The organism is Corynebacterium mastitidis DSM 44356 (genome assembly GCF_000375365.1).
GTDB classification, from domain to species: Bacteria; Actinomycetota; Actinomycetes; order Mycobacteriales; family Mycobacteriaceae; genus Corynebacterium; species Corynebacterium mastitidis.
Window position 1 is genome coordinate 137,107 of the sequence record NZ_AQXB01000001.1, and the last position, 13,785, is coordinate 150,891.

The 13,785-nt window shown below is 71.7% G+C and carries 16 protein-coding genes; 9 read left to right on the top strand and 7 right to left on the bottom strand.

Going from position 1 to position 13,785, the window contains the following annotated elements:
- Positions 1 to 2: 2 nt before the first annotated feature.
- Positions 3 to 803 (bottom strand): signal peptidase I, encoded by an 801-nt coding sequence (gene lepB, locus B140_RS0100645; protein ID WP_018117416.1) that lies wholly within the window; start codon positions 801 to 803, stop codon positions 3 to 5.
- A gap of 185 nt (positions 804 to 988) precedes the next feature.
- A complete protein-coding gene (gene rplS, locus B140_RS0100650) occupies positions 989 to 1,330 on the bottom strand; it encodes a 50S ribosomal protein L19 (protein ID WP_018117417.1) in 342 nt (113 codons plus the stop codon).
- A gap of 305 nt (positions 1,331 to 1,635) precedes the next feature.
- Between rplS and B140_RS0100655 the strand changes: the two genes are divergently transcribed.
- From B140_RS0100655 to B140_RS0100680, 6 genes are read left to right on the top strand one after another with little or no spacing between them, the layout of a single operon-like run.
- Positions 1,636 to 2,265 (top strand): thiamine phosphate synthase, encoded by a 630-nt coding sequence (locus B140_RS0100655; RefSeq protein WP_018117418.1) that lies wholly within the window; start codon positions 1,636 to 1,638, stop codon positions 2,263 to 2,265.
- Positions 2,262 to 3,353, top strand: a complete 1,092-nt coding sequence (gene thiO / locus B140_RS0100660; RefSeq protein ID WP_026165832.1) for a glycine oxidase ThiO — start codon at positions 2,262 to 2,264, stop codon at positions 3,351 to 3,353. The genes B140_RS0100655 and thiO overlap by 4 nt, the downstream gene beginning before the upstream one ends.
- A 6-nt stretch (positions 3,354 to 3,359) precedes the next feature.
- Positions 3,360 to 3,557, top strand: coding sequence for a sulfur carrier protein ThiS (gene thiS / locus B140_RS0100665; protein ID WP_018117420.1), 198 nt, complete (start codon positions 3,360 to 3,362; stop codon positions 3,555 to 3,557).
- Position 3,558: 1 nt separating this feature from the next.
- Positions 3,559 to 4,344, top strand: coding sequence for a thiazole synthase (locus B140_RS0100670; protein ID WP_018117421.1), 786 nt, complete (start codon positions 3,559 to 3,561; stop codon positions 4,342 to 4,344).
- A gap of 4 nt (positions 4,345 to 4,348) precedes the next feature.
- Positions 4,349 to 5,512 carry a ThiF family adenylyltransferase gene (locus tag B140_RS0100675; RefSeq protein WP_051069204.1) on the top strand — a complete coding sequence of 388 codons (1,164 nt, stop codon included), beginning with the start codon at positions 4,349 to 4,351 and terminating at the stop codon, positions 5,510 to 5,512.
- Positions 5,513 to 5,567: 55 nt separating this feature from the next.
- The gene (locus tag B140_RS0100680; RefSeq protein ID WP_156801588.1) at positions 5,568 to 5,969 is read left to right on the top strand and encodes a hypothetical protein; all 402 of its coding nucleotides are present in this window, start codon (positions 5,568 to 5,570) and stop codon (positions 5,967 to 5,969) included.
- Positions 5,970 to 6,225: 256 nt separating this feature from the next.
- Here the strand turns inward: B140_RS0100680 and B140_RS0100685 are convergent, their stop codons facing one another.
- Positions 6,226 to 8,544 carry a Tex family protein gene (locus tag B140_RS0100685; RefSeq protein WP_018117424.1) on the bottom strand — a complete coding sequence of 773 codons (2,319 nt, stop codon included), beginning with the start codon at positions 8,542 to 8,544 and terminating at the stop codon, positions 6,226 to 6,228.
- A gap of 54 nt (positions 8,545 to 8,598) precedes the next feature.
- On the opposite strand from B140_RS0100685, the gene B140_RS0100690 reads away from it, so the two are divergent.
- Together B140_RS0100690 and B140_RS12840 are read left to right on the top strand one after the other, a co-directional pair.
- Positions 8,599 to 8,958, top strand: a complete 360-nt coding sequence (locus B140_RS0100690; RefSeq protein WP_018117425.1) for a GntR family transcriptional regulator — start codon at positions 8,599 to 8,601, stop codon at positions 8,956 to 8,958.
- The gene (locus tag B140_RS12840; RefSeq protein WP_018117426.1) at positions 8,955 to 9,908 is read left to right on the top strand and encodes a hypothetical protein; all 954 of its coding nucleotides are present in this window, start codon (positions 8,955 to 8,957) and stop codon (positions 9,906 to 9,908) included. The genes B140_RS0100690 and B140_RS12840 overlap by 4 nt, the downstream gene beginning before the upstream one ends.
- Here B140_RS12840 and B140_RS0100705 read toward each other — a convergent pair.
- From B140_RS0100705 to rimM, 3 genes are read right to left on the bottom strand one after another with little or no spacing between them, the layout of a single operon-like run.
- Positions 9,856 to 10,245 carry a hypothetical protein gene (locus B140_RS0100705; RefSeq protein ID WP_018117427.1) on the bottom strand — a complete coding sequence of 130 codons (390 nt, stop codon included), beginning with the start codon at positions 10,243 to 10,245 and terminating at the stop codon, positions 9,856 to 9,858. The genes B140_RS12840 and B140_RS0100705 overlap by 53 nt on opposite strands.
- The gene (trmD, locus tag B140_RS0100710; RefSeq protein WP_018117428.1) at positions 10,238 to 11,089 is read right to left on the bottom strand and encodes a tRNA (guanosine(37)-N1)-methyltransferase TrmD; all 852 of its coding nucleotides are present in this window, start codon (positions 11,087 to 11,089) and stop codon (positions 10,238 to 10,240) included. The genes B140_RS0100705 and trmD overlap by 8 nt, the downstream gene beginning before the upstream one ends.
- The gene (gene rimM / locus B140_RS0100715; protein ID WP_026165835.1) at positions 11,089 to 11,589 is read right to left on the bottom strand and encodes a ribosome maturation factor RimM; all 501 of its coding nucleotides are present in this window, start codon (positions 11,587 to 11,589) and stop codon (positions 11,089 to 11,091) included. Before rimM ends, trmD begins: the two co-directional genes overlap by 1 nt.
- Before the next feature lie 127 nt (positions 11,590 to 11,716).
- Between rimM and deoD the strand changes: the two genes are divergently transcribed.
- Entirely contained in the window at positions 11,717 to 12,439 is a 723-nt protein-coding gene (gene deoD / locus B140_RS0100720) for a purine-nucleoside phosphorylase (protein WP_018117430.1), read from the top strand.
- Positions 12,440 to 12,606: 167 nt separating this feature from the next.
- On the opposite strand, the gene B140_RS0100725 is transcribed toward deoD, so the two are convergent.
- Positions 12,607 to 13,776, bottom strand: a complete 1,170-nt coding sequence (locus tag B140_RS0100725; RefSeq protein WP_051069218.1) for an ATP-binding protein — start codon at positions 13,774 to 13,776, stop codon at positions 12,607 to 12,609.
- Positions 13,777 to 13,785 lie beyond the last annotated feature (9 nt).

Genomic DNA, 13,785 nt, shown 5'->3' on the forward strand with positions numbered 1-13,785 from the left:
GGCTAGGCGGCGGGGTCCTGCACGTCCAGGGAATCCACCAGGCCGATGCGGTCGAGCGGCCAGATGCGCGCCACCGTCTTGCCCCGGATGTTCTCCACGGGGATGGTGCCCTGGTACTGGTCGCCCATGTGCGCGCGGGAGTCGCCGGAGTTGGTGCGGTTATCCCCCATCACCCACACGTTGCCCTCCGGCACAGTCACCGGGCCGAAGTACTCGCCGCCGCAGGCCTCGGAGCCATCCTCCTGACTCACAGGAATCTGCGGCGGGTCGAGCACAAAGGACTGATCGGTGGGCTTGCCGTCCACCATCACGGCCGGGTCGCCCTCCTGGCAGGAGACGGTCTGCCCCCCGGTGGCGATCACGCGCTTGACCAGGTTGTTCTCGTTCGGGGCCACCAGGCCCACGTAGGAACCCAGCTCCTGCATTCCGCGCAGCACCGGGTTCTCGGAGCGCGGGGACACAAACGCCCCGTTCCACGAGGGCGGCCCGGCAAAGACCACCACGTCGCCCGGCTCCGGGTCGGAGAAGTAGTAGGAGACCTTCTCCACCGCGATGCGGTCCCCCGTGCAGCCCGTGCACCCGTGCAGGGTGGGCTCCATCGAGCCGCTGGGGATCATGTACACGCGCCCGATGAAGGTCTGGAACACAAAGACGATGAGGAAGGTCACGCCGATGATCAGCGGGATCTCCAGGTACCAGGGCAGTTCCTTCTTGCCCTTCTTCTCTTTCTGCGCGGCAGCGGCGGGGGTATCGGCAGAGCCGGAGCCGTCGGGATTGAGGGAGGCGTTCGCGGAATCAGTCACGGCACCTGACTCTAGCAGCCGCGCGGGGCGGCCCACGGCGCGACGCCCGCTGTCGCCGGGCATATTCCGCGTCCCCCGCGCGGGGCGGCCCTTCCCCCGGTCCCCCGCACCGGCCCCGGAACGCCACGACGCCCCCGCCCGCCCGAGCAGTCACGGGCAAACGGGGGCGCCGAAAGCGGCAGCGACTAGCGGCGCTCCTTGATGCGGGCGGCCTTACCGCGCAGGTTGCGCAGGTAGTACAGCTTGGCGCGACGCACGCGACCGCGGCGGGTGACCTCGATGGAGGCGATGTTCGGGGAGTGCACCGGGAAGGTACGCTCCACGCCGATGCCGAAGGACACCTTGCGCACGGTGAAGGTTTCGCGGATGCCGGAACCCTGGCGGCGGATCACCACGCCGGTGAACAGCTGGGTGCGCTCGTTGGAGCCCTCGATCACCTTGACGTTGACGCCGAGGGTATCGCCGGGGCGGAAATCCGGGATGTCGTTACGCAGCTGGGCTGCATCAACCTTGTCGAGAATGTTCATCAGAAACAATCCTTCTTCTTCGGGACAGAGGACCCTGGCGGCTCTTCCCACTGCTGGGCGCTCGGCCGGTTCATCATCCGTGACATATTCGTGCCGCGTGCTCGCGGGAGCAGGCAACTAGAGCATTGTTCCACGCGCGGGAGGGAACGCAAAATCGCCGGCGGTGCCGCTCCCTCCGCGCGCTGCCGCGCTACACTGGGGCGCACCCTCACGGGAGCCCGGGGAACGCGGGCTGAGAACGCGCATACGCCGCGCGGACCGTCGAACCTGCCCGGGTCATACCGGCGAAGGAAGCAAGGAGAACCATGCTCGATCTGCGTTGTTACCTGGTCACCGGCCCCGGGAACGCCCCCGAGGTCGCGGCGGCCGCCGCGCGCGGCGGGGCGGGGATCGTCCAGGTGCGCAGCAAGCCCATCGGCACCCGCGCGCTGCTTAGCCTGGCCACCGAGGTGGCCCGGGCCGTGGCGCGGGCCAACCCCGCCACCAGGGTGCTCATCGACGACCGCGCGGACGTGGCCACCGCCCTCATGCGGCGCGGCGAGCACGTCCACGGGGTTCACCTGGGCCAGGAGGATCTGCCGCCGCGCGACGCCCGCCGCCTGCTCGGCCCGGGGGCGATCATCGGCCTGACCACGGGCACCCTCGACCTGGTGCGGCGGGCCAACAAGGAGGCGGACGTGATCGACTACGTCGGCGCGGGCCCCTTCCGCCCCACCCCCACCAAGGACTCCGGGCGCCCGCCGCTGGGCGTTGCGGGCTACCCGGCGCTGGTGCGGGCCTCGCGGGTGCCGGTGGTGGCCATCGGGGATGTCACCGCCGCGGACGCCCCCGCGCTGGCCGCCACGGGGGTGGCCGGGGTGGCGCTGAGCCGGGCGCTCATGGGTGCGGCGGACCCCGAGGCCACGGCGCGCGCGATCGTGGGGGCCTTCGCATGACTCTCGGGGTGGTCGTGGTGGGCGCCGGGCTCGTGGGACTGTGCACCGCCTTCGAGATCACGGAGATCTCGGAGGGCACGATGCCCGTCTCGGTGATCGACCCCGCCCCCGTCGGCGGGGCCACCCGGCACGCGGGCGGGATGCTCGCCCCGGTGGCGGAGGTGCAGTACCGCCAGGAGGCCCTGTACCCGCTCATGGCGGAATCCGCCCGCCTCTACCCCGACCTGGTGCGCCGGGTGGCCCGGGCCACGGACCTGCCCACCGGCTACCGCGACGAGGGCACGCTGGTGGTGGCCGCCGACCGGGCGGACGCCCACCACCTGCGCGACCTCACCGACTACCAGGAGGCCCACGGGTTCCGCGCGGAGCGGCTCACGGTGCGGCAGGCCCGCAGGCTGGAGCCCGCGCTCTCCCCGCTGCTGGCGGGGGCGGTGTCCATCCCCGGGGACACCCAGGTGGCCCCGCGGGTGTTCGCGGCGGCGCTCATCGACGCCCTCAAGCGGCGCGGCGTGAACTTCATCCCCACCAGCGTCACCGGCATCGAGGACGGCTGCCTGCGCACCGGCATCGGGGACCTGTGCACCATCGACGGCCAGGTGGTGCTCGCGGCGGGGCTGGGGGCGTCCGCGCTGCACCCCGGCCTGCGGCTGCGCCCCGTGTACGGGGACATCCTCCTTACCCGCTGCCCCGGCGTGCTGGACCGGGTGGTGCGCGGCTTCGTGGAGGATCGGCCCATCTACCTGATACCGCGCGGCGAGACGCTGGCCATCGGCGCCACCTCCCGGGAGGACCGACGCCCGGACATGCCCCTAAGCTCCGTGCGCGACCTGGTGCGCGACGCCTGCCGGGTGGTGCCCGCCGTGGAGGAGGCCGGGCTGCTGGAGTGGGGCACCGGGGCGCGCCCGGGCACCCCGGACGACCTGCCCTACCTGGGACGCGTGGGCCCCGGCCTGGTGGTCTCCACCGGGTACTTCCGCCACGGCATCCTGCTGGCCGCCCTGGCCGGGCGCGCGGGCGCGCGGCTCGCCCTGGGCGAGGACCCCGGCCTGGACCTCTCCGCCTGCGATCCCCAACGTCACAAGGAGTAATAGAGCATGATCGCCTACACCGTGAACAACGAGCCCCGCACCGGACCGGCCCCCAGCGTGGCGCGGCTCATCGACGCCGAGGTCGGCGCGCGCGAGGGGGTGGCCGTGGCGATCAACGCCCGCGTGGTGCCCGCCTCCCGGTGGGATCGGCTGATCGCCGAGGGCGACGAGGTGGACATCCTCACCGCCGTGCAGGGAGGTTAGCGTGCTGACCATCGCGGATCGCTCCTTCGACTCCCACCTCATCATGGGCACCGGCGGCGCCACCTCGCAGTCCCTCCTCGAGGAGGCGCTGGTGGCCTCGGGCACGCGGCTGACCACCGTGGCCATGCGCCGCCACTCCGCGCGCACCGCCACGGGCGGGGAATCCATCTTTGAGCTGCTGCGCCGCCTGGACATCGAGCCGCTGCCCAACACGGCGGGCTGCCGCACGGCGCGCGACGCCCTGCTCACCGCCCAGCTCGCCCGCGAGGCCCTGGGCACTTCCTGGGTCAAGGCGGAGGTGATCGCGGACGAGCGCACGCTGCTGCCCGACGTCCCCGAGCTCATCGAGGCCTGCGAGCTGCTCGTTGCCCACGGCTTCACCGTGCTGGCCTACACCTCCGACGATCCCGTGGCCGCCCGCCGCCTCGAGGACGTCGGCGTCGCCGCCGTCATGCCCTTGGGCTCGCCCATCGGCACGGGGCTGGGCATCCTCAACCCGCACAACATCGAACTGATCTGCCGCCGCGCGAGCGTGCCCGTTCTCCTGGACGCCGGGGTGGGCACCGCCTCGGACGCCGCCCTGGCGATGGAGCTGGGGTGCTCCGGGGTGCTGCTGGCCAGCGCCGTCAACCGCTGCCAAGACCCGACCCGCATGGCGCGCGCCATGCGCCTGGCCGTGGAGTCCGGGCGGCTGGCGCGCGAGTCCGGGCGCATCCCGCGGCGTCGCCACGCCCAGGCATCCTCCCCCTTCGAGGGCCTGGCGGACTGGGCGGATCGGGTGCTGTAAGCCCATGGACGCACAAGAACTGCGCCGGGTGGCCCGCCAGCTCTCCCTGCCCGGCTTTGGCCCGGAGCGGCAGGAGCGCCTGCACCGAGCGCGGGTGCTGGTGATCGGGGCGGGCGGGCTGGGCTGCCCGCTGCTGCAATCCCTGGCCGCCGCCGGGGTGGGCGGCCTCACCATCGCGGACGACGACGCCGTGGACATCACCAACATCCACCGGCAGATCCTCTTCGGCGCCTCCGACGTGGGCCGCCCCAAGGTGGAGGTGGCCGCCGAGCGCCTGCGCGCGCTGCAGCCCGGCGTGCGCGTCACCGCGCTCAACGAGCGGGTCACCGTGGACAACGCCCTGCGGCTCTTCCGCGAGGCGGACCTGGTGATCGACGGCTCCGACTCCTTTGCCACCAAGTACCTCAGCGCGGACGCCGCCGAGGTCACCGGCACTCCCCTGCTCTGGGGAACGGTGCTGCGCTTTGCCGGGCAGGTGGCCCTGTGGCACTCCGGGCCGGGCGTCCCCGCGCCGGGCGTGGGGCTGCGCGACCTCTTCCCCACCCAGCCCGGCCCCGGCTTCGCCCCCGACTGCGCCACCGCCGGGGTACTCGGCGCCACCACGGCGGTGGTGGGAAACCTCATGGCCACGGAGGCCATCAAGCACCTCAGCGGCCTGCACCCCGTGACTCCGGGGCGCGTGACCTCCTACGACGCCCTGGCAGGCACGCTGCGCGCCGTGACCGTGGCCGCCGACCCGGCGCGCCCCCGGGTGCGGGAGCTGGGGGCCTCCTACGAGGCCACGACCTGCTCCGCCTCCTCCCCAGACGAGGGCGCTCTCGCCCGCGAGCTGCTCGACGCGCTGCGGGCGGGCACCGCCACCGCGCTCGACGTGCGCGAGCCGCACGAGGCCCTGCTGGCCGACCTGCCCGAGCCGATCCGCCCCCGGCGGCTGCCGCTGAGCGCCCTGGCCGACCCCGATTCCTCGGCCGCCGGGGACCCGGCGGACCCCGGGGGCAGGGTCCGCGGGGCCTTGGACGCGCTGCCCACCCGGCGCGTGGTGGTCTACTGCGCCTCAGGAAAGCGCAGCGCGGACTTTGTGCGCCGCTACGCCGACCTCGCGGGCCCGGGGAAAGAACTGGTGAGCCTGCCGGGAGGGGTGGCGGGGCTGCCCGCGCCTCCGGCATAATCGATAAGCAAGAGACGAGACGTGCAATCGGGGGTGTGCGGTGTTTTCTTTGTCCTTGGCGTTCACGGAGGGATGGAACTGGGATCTCGTTTGGCGCGGGGTGCAGGCGGCGGTGTCCCTGCTGGGCTTCGCGGGCCTGGTCTGGGGCATCCGGCTTAACACCCAGGCCCATGTTCACCGGGCGGCGGCCGATAATCGCGCCGAGTGGTGGCGTCAGTTCGTGTGGGCGGTGGATAAGACCCGGGACGAGTGCGATCAGATGAGGATTCTTGGGTGCGGTGCCCTCGCGGACCTCAGCACCAGCGAACTGATTACGACCACGGAGCTATACTTAATCCAAGCAGCCATCGATGCCACCGCTCCTCCCTCGTCGCTCTGGTTACCAACGCATAGCACGCCAACGAACAGGAACAAGCAAGCATATCCCGATGCTCCCGGCTCATCACCCGCCCCGTAGGGAAAGGAACACGCAACCATGACCAGGCCTCTCCCTCCGGAAGCCCGCCACTTCCTCGCTCTCGCGAGGGTCACCGTGGCCGACCGAATCGGGGAACCCGTCGAGGATCGTTACTACTACGAGGTGGGCCGCACCCCTCCGCGCCTGCTGCCTCCAGAACCGCGATGGCGCAGACTCTGGGGCTTCCTGCCTTTTCCCGCGAGGCGGAACCGAGCGCGGTACCCCCTCCCCGCCCGCGAGCCTCGGGGGCTGGGCCCTACCCGCCAAACCCGGCGCGCTTGAGGGCGTCGGCCATCGACCCTCCGGAGGAGTTAGCCTCCCCGCCGCGCTGGCGGCGCCCGCGCTGCCGCGAGTCCTTCCCCGCCCGCGCGGGCTTCCCGCCCCGGCCTCCGCGCCGCCCCTTGCCTGCGGGCTTCCCGCCGGGTGCGCCGCCGGGCTCGTCGTCGAGCCGCAGCGAGAGAGAGATGCGCTTGCGCTGCACGTCCACCTCCAGCACCTTGACGCGCACGACCTGCCCGGAGCGCACCACGTCGCGGGGGTCGGAGACGTAGCTCTTGGACATGGCGGAGACGTGCACCAGGCCGTCCTGGTGAACGCCGACGTCCACGAAGGCGCCGAAGGCCGCAACGTTGGAGACGGTGCCCTCGAGGATCATGCCGGGTTGCAGGTCGGAGACCTTCTCCACGCCCTCCTTGAAGGTGGCGGTGGCGAACTCGGGGCGGGGGTCGCGGCCCGGCTTGTCCAGCTCCGCGATGATGTCCGTGACGGTGGGGATGCCGAAGGTATCGTCCGCGTAGTCCTGCGGGCGCAGCCCCTTGAGCAGGCGGGTGTTGCCGATGAGGTCGGCCACCGCGCAGCCCTGGGCGGCGGCGATGCGCTCAACCACGGGGTAGGCCTCGGGGTGCACGGCGGAGGCGTCGAGGGGCTCCGGGCCGTCGCCGATGCGCAGGAACCCGGCGCACTGCTGGAAGGCCTTGGGCCCCAGGCGGGGCACCTTGCCCAGCTCCTTGCGGGTGCTAAAGGCCCCGTGCTCGTCCCGGTAGGCCACGATGTTGCCGGCCACGGTGGCCGAGACCCCCGCCACCCTGGTCAGCAGCGGGGCGGAGGCGGAGTTGAGGTCCACGCCCACCCCGTTGACGGCGTCCTCCACCACGGCGTCGAGGGTGCGGGCCAGGGCGGTCTGGTTGACGTCGTGCTGATACTGGCCCACCCCGATGGACTTGGGGTCGATCTTGACCAGCTCGGCGAGCGGATCCTGCAGACGGCGCGCGATGGACACCGCGCCGCGCAGCGAGACGTCCATGTCGGGGAACTCCTGGGCGGCCAGCTCCGAGGCGGAGTACACGGAGGCCCCCGATTCCGAGACCACCACGGGGGTGGGCCGCGCCGCGCCCGCCTCGGCCGCGGCCTGCGCGATCTCCCGGGCGAGCTTTTCGGTCTCCCGGGAGGCCGTGCCGTTGCCCACGGCCATGAGCTCCACGCCATAGGCGGCGCACAGCCCGGCGAGGGCGTCGCGCGCCTGGTCCCAGCGGTTCTGCGGCTGGTGCGGGTAGACGATGGCGGTGTCGAGCACCTTGCCGGTGGCGTCCACCACGGCGCACTTCACCCCGTTGCGGTAGCCGGGGTCCAGGCCCAGCACCGGCCGGTGCCCGGCGGGGGCTGCCAGGAGGACGTCGCGCAGGTTGGCCCCGAAGACCTCCAGGGCGCCCTGCTCGGCGCGCTCCTTGAGCCGGGCGCGCGCGTCCAGCCCGGAGGAGACCTCGAGCTTGGTGCGCCAGCCCCAGCGCACGGCCTCGGCCAGCCAGGAGGAGGCCCGGGTGTCCAGGTCGAAGGCCCGGGCGATCATGCTCTCGTAGAGCTCGTCCTCCCCGGCGTCCAGGTCGAGGCTAAGCACCCCCTCGGTCTCGCCGCGCAGCAGCGCCAGGATCCGGTGGCTGGGCAGCTCGCGCAGCGGCTCGGAGAACTCGAAGTAGTCCTTGTACTTTGCCCCCTCGGCCTCCTTGCCCTCGATCACCCCGGCGCGCAGCGTGCCGCGCCGGAACACCTCCTCGCGCACCTCGCCCACGAGGTCGGCGTCGAGGGAGAAGCGGTCGATGAGGATGGCGCGGGCGCCGTCGAGGGCCGCCTTGGCGTCGGCGTAGCCCTCGGTGAGGTAGGCGGTGGCGGCGCGCTCGGGGTCGAGCGCGGGGTTAGCCACCAGGGCGTCCGTCAGCGGTTCCAGGCCCGCCTCCCGGGCCTTGTCCGCCTTGGTCTTGCGGCGCTTTTTAAAGGGGGCGTAGAGGTCCTCCAGGCGGGCCTTGGTGGTGCACTCCGCGATGAGGGCGCGCAGGGTATCGTCCAGCTTCCCCCGCTCCTCGATGGCGGTCAGCACGGCCTCCTTGCGGTCCTGTAGCTCCCGCAGGTAGGTGGCGCGTTCCTCGATGGTGCGCAGGGCGGTGTCGTCGAGTCCGCCGGTGGCCTCCTTGCGGTAGCGCGCGATGAAGGGCACGGTGTTGCCCTCCCCGAGGAGGCGCAGGACGGCCTCCACCTGGGCGTCGCGCGCCCCGATCTCCTGGGCAATGGTGGCTGCAATCATTCGGTTCATTGTAGCGGTAGCCACCCCGGCGGCATTGTGCTAGTTTTACTAGTTGTGCTAGTTCTTATCGACCCCCAGGACCCCCAGCCGATCTACGAGCAGATCGCCGCGCAGGTGACGCGGCAGATCCGCGACGGGCGCATCACCCCCGGCCAGCGCCTGCCTGCGGCCACGGAACTAGCCGCCTCGCTGGGGCTCAACCGCAACACCGTGCTGCAGGCCTACCGCCTGCTGCGCGATCGCGGGCTCGTGGAGCTGCGGCGCGGGCGCGGCGCGGTGGCACTCTCCCCGCCCCGGCCCGGCCCCGACGAGGAGGTGCGGCGCAGCGTCCAGGCGCTCATCGACGCCGCCCGGCGCCACCGCCTCTCCCTGGCCGACGTCACCGAACTACTCTCCCAAGGAGGTCTGCAATGACCCGCTTTCTTCTCAGCACCGCCCTGCCCATCGGCCTGATCAGCACCGCCCTGCTGATCTGGTCGCTCTTCCTGATGGACGGGGCACCCGACCCCGTGGCCGTGCACTTCTCCGGCTCCGCCCCCGACGGCTACGCCGCCCCGTGGGTGCTCTGGGGCTGCGCCGCCGTCCTCGCCGCCGCCCTGCTCGGCCTCTTCTGCTGGTTCTCCGCGCGCGGGCTGGCCCAGGGGCACATGGCCCGCTTCCACGCCACGGCGGTGGCCTTCGGCTGCCTCCTGGTCACGGGCACGGCGTTCCTGCTGCTGCGCCTCAACCAGGGCGCCCCGGACGCCGAGCATGTCTCCCTGCGCGCCGCCCACGTGGCGGCCCTCTGCGGCGGGGCGCTGCTCGGTGCCGCCCTCGTCGCGCTCCTCGCGCGCCCCGCGCCCCGCGGCGCCGCCGCCCCGGTGGTGCCCGGCTCGCTGAGCATCCCCGCAGGTGGAGCCGCCGCCTGGGTGGGCACCGCCTCCCTGCCGCTGCCCCTGCTGCTGATCCTGGGCGCCGCCACGGCGGCCCTGCTGCTGTGCGGGGCCCTCTGGGCCCCGTGGCTCCTGCCCGCCGGGCTGCTCGTGTTCCTGCTCGCCCTCGCCACCGCCTCCTGGCAGGTGCGCGCCGACGCCCAGGGCCTGACCGTGCGCTCCCTGATGGGGTGGCCGCGCCTGCGCGTCGCGGCCCGCGAGATCGAGCGCGCCGAGGTGGCCGACCTCAGCCCGGCGGACTGGGGCGGCTGGGGCTGGCGCGTCTCCCCGCGCGGGCGCGCCCTCATGCTGCGCGGCGGCCCCGGGCTGCGCGTGCGGCACGCCGGCGGCGCGGTGACGGAGGTGAGCTGCCCGGACGCGGAGCAGGCCGCCGCGGTTCTCAACTCCTACGCGGGTTCTCCCCGGGAGGCGGCCACGCGCACGCCCCGCTGATCCCCGGCTCCAGGTGCCCCGCCACGGAGGTGCCGTACCAGTACGTGCCCTCCGGCAGGCAAGCCACCACCGCGGCGGTGGCCGCGCGCAGGTCGAGGTCGCCGTAGCCGTTAATCACGATGCGGTGCAGCACCTCCGCAATGGGCGGGTGCCCCTCCACCTGGGCGTACTGGGTGACCAGCATGTTGTCCGGCTCGCAGGAAAGGTCCGCCTCCTGCGCCCACACCCGCTCCGCCTCGTAACCGCGCTCCCGCAGCGCGCCCGGAAGCTCGGCGGCGCACCGCCGCCACTCCGTGGGCAGCAGCAGCGCCTGAATGTCCGTGGCGACCCTAGGCACCCGGCCACCCCCGCTGCGCGAGGAAGGCGAGGTCCGCCTCGCTCAGCTCCGCGCCCTCCAGCAGCTCCGGGCGCACCTCGAGGGTGCGCAGCAGGGACTGCTCCCTGCGCCAGCGGTCCACGCGCGCGTGGTTCCCGGAGAGCAGCACCTCCGGGATCTCCAGGTCCCGCCACACGCGGGGCTTGGTGTAGCACGGCCCCTCCAGCAGGCCGTCGGAGAAACTGTCCTCCTCGTGGCTGCGCCGGTTGCCCAGCACGCCGGGGATCAACCGCACCACCGCCTCCGCGATCACCAGCACGGCCACCTCCCCGCCGATGAGCACGTAGTCCCCGATGGACACCTCGCGCACGCGGTAGCGGCGGGAGGCGTCGGCAAGCACGCGCTGGTCGATGCCCTCGTAGCGCCCGCAGGCGAACACGATGTGCTCCTCGCGGGACCAGGCGCGCGCGTCCTCCTGGGTAAAGGGCCTGCCCGCCGGGGTGGGCACCAGCAGCAGCGGCAGCCCGGTGTCCTCCTCGCGCCCGGCGTAGCGATGCTCCGCCACGCCCGCCAGCTCGTCGTGCCGGGCGCGATCCAGGTGCGGCAGCGCGCTCTCTAGCGTGGGGGCGCTGACGGCGCCGCTGGCGACGTCGTCCAGCGCCGGGCCCCAGACCTGCGGCTTCATCACCATGCCGGGCCCGCCCCCGGCCGGGGCGGAGTCTACGGACTTGTGCCCGTCCGTGGCCCAGGCGCGCAGGTCGTGCACGCCCACCTCCAGGCGGCCCTCCTCGATGGCCTTGCCCAGCAGGGCGTGGCGCAGGGGGTCGAGGTACTCGGGGAAGATCGTGAGGACGTCGAGGCGCATCAGAGATCCAGCAACCCCTCGGGCGGGGTGATCGTCAGCGTCCCGGCCCCCAGGTCCACCTCGGGCACGATGGCCTCCACGAAGGGCACCAGGGCCTGCCTGCCCGAGGCCAGAGTGACCTCGAGGAGGTTGCGGTGCGGGCCGTGCGTGATCCCGGTGACCTCCCCGATGTCCTCGCCGCCGTGGAGCACCCGCAGGCCCTCCAGCTCGTGGTCGTAGAAGCCCTCGTCGTCCTCGTCCTCCCGGGGCTCGGCAAAGAACTGCATCCCGCGCAGCGAGTCCGCCGCCGTGCGATCCGCGATCTCCTCGAAGGTCAGCAGCAGCCGCCCCTTGTGCGGGCGCACCGCGCTCACGGTCAGCTCCCGGTCCTTCTTGTTCTGCCGCCCGGTGAGCACCCGCCCCACCGCAAAGCGCTCCTCCGGCTCGTCCGTGGTGGCCTCCACCGACACCTCGCCCCGGATACCGTGGGACTTGATCACCCGACCGATCATTAACTCCATGACCAAGCAGTGTAATCGGTGGCCCCGCCGAGGCCGCCTCGGCGGGCCCGCGCAACACCCGTGCGCCCCGCCCCGGTGGCGGTATCCTGATCCCTGAAACCACCCCAGCCTCCCAAGGAGAACGCCCATGCCCGCCACCACGGCCTCGACCCCGCACATCCAACCCCACGGCGCGCCCATCGCGCAGACCGTGCTGCTGCCCGGCGATCCGCTGCGCGCCAAGTTCATCGCGGACACCTACCTGGACAACGTGGTGCAGTTCAACTCCGTGCGCAACATGCTCGGCTTCACCGGCACCTACCGGGGCCAGGAGGTCTCCGTGATGGGCTCCGGCATGGGCATCCCCTCCATCTCCCTGTACGCCCACGAGCTCATCGAGTTCTTCGGCGCCACCAAGCTCATCCGCGTGGGCTCCTGCGGCGCCCTGCGCAAAGACCTCAAGCCCTACGACGTCATCGTGGCCCAGGGCGCGTGCACGGACTCCCGCTTCCTGGAGCAATACCGGGTGCCCGGCACCTTCGCCCCCATCGCCTCCTGGCGGCTGCTCTCCGCGATCCAGCGCGAGGCCGAGCACCAGAACGTGACCACGCACGTGGGCAACATCCTGTCCAGCGACGTCTTCTACGGCGACGACGACACCGCGCTGGAGCGCTGGGCGCGCATGGGCGTGCTCGGCGTGGAGATGGAATCCGCGGGCCTCTACGCCGTGGCGGCCCGCGCGGGCGTGGACGCCCTGGGGGTGTTTACCGTCTCCGACAACATCCTCACCGGGGCGGCGCTCACGCCCGAGGAGCGCAAGACCTCCTTTACCGCCATGGTGGAGCTGGCGCTGCCGCTGGCCCTGGCGTAGGGGCGCCGAGCCGTTCGCGGGTAAGCGTTACGACGCCCCCGCTATGCCTAGATCGGTGGCCGCCGATCCGGGCTTTATTCATGGTGCCTTTTCGACAACCTATCCGGCTTCTCCTATTGCCCCGAGGGCTCCCCGGGAAGTCCTAACATTGGCGCTAGTGCGGCCTTTCACAGCCATTGTTCTAGGGGCTTAACCATGAGGGCTGCCGCGTGTTCGCGGAGGTATTCACGCAGATAGGGCAGGGAAAAATCAATCTCCCCCGGGCTGGTCTCTACGATCATCTCCGCGTCGAGAAGGCGGCGTCGATAGTTCCAGGCATAGGAAGGGGACACCCCCATGCGCTCGGCTATCTCGCTGGTTTTGGAGGGGGCATCATCCTGAGCCATGCACACCAGGAACGTGCGGTCCACCTCGGAAAGATCGGAAAGGGCCGGTTCGTGAACGAGCTGGCCCAGTTTCCTTTGCGCCATCTCCACGCCGGATTGCGCGGCGGCCACGGTAATGCAGTTTCCCTCTCGTCGGCGGAAGGAATACTGCCCCACCAACTGGATCATGAAGGGATAGCCCCGGCAGGCTTTCACCGCTATCGCCAGGGCCTCCTTGTCCCACGCGATCCCCATATCCGTGAGAGGAAAACCGAGCGCTTCTGCCACTGCGGCATCGGAAACGCGATCGAGTTCTATGCGCTCCGCACGGCGCAGGAACGTCACGGGATTCGCGGTTTCTTTGTCCGCCAGCAGCGGCTTGATGGCCGAGGGAATGCCCGCCATGGCCACGGCGATCTCCTCCCCCTCCCGCACGAGGTGTTGAACCGTGGCGCCGAACTCGACGATCTCCTCGCTGCGCTGGTGGTGCATCTCATCGAGGGTGATGAGCACGCCCGTAGGCGGCTGGCCGAGGCGTCGGTCCTCCTCGCGCTGGTAGGCAAAAAGATCCTTGAGCGCTTCGCGCAACGTGTAGGTGGGGTTATCGAGCACCGCGGATTCCCAGTTCACCCCGCCACCAATTCCAAAGATCGTGAGCTGCACTCCCCGCACCCGGGTCTTGTTCTGGGCCAGGATACGGACGATGTGGCTGCGTATGCGCTGCACAAAGCCGGTGGTAGCGGTCTCATTGATCACCGTCCAGCCCCGCTCGGCCGCCGCCTCATCGTCAAAGGCGTTGAGCAGGACCGTCTTCCCTACCCCGCGCGGCCCCACGACGAGGGAAACGCGCTCGTGCGCACCGGGGCCGTCATCGAGCGCATGGCCAAAGTTCTCCACCACCTCATCACGCCCCACCAGGAGGGGCGGCGTGGCACCCAGGGTGGCCTTGAACGGGTTCCGCTGAGGATTCATGCTTACGAC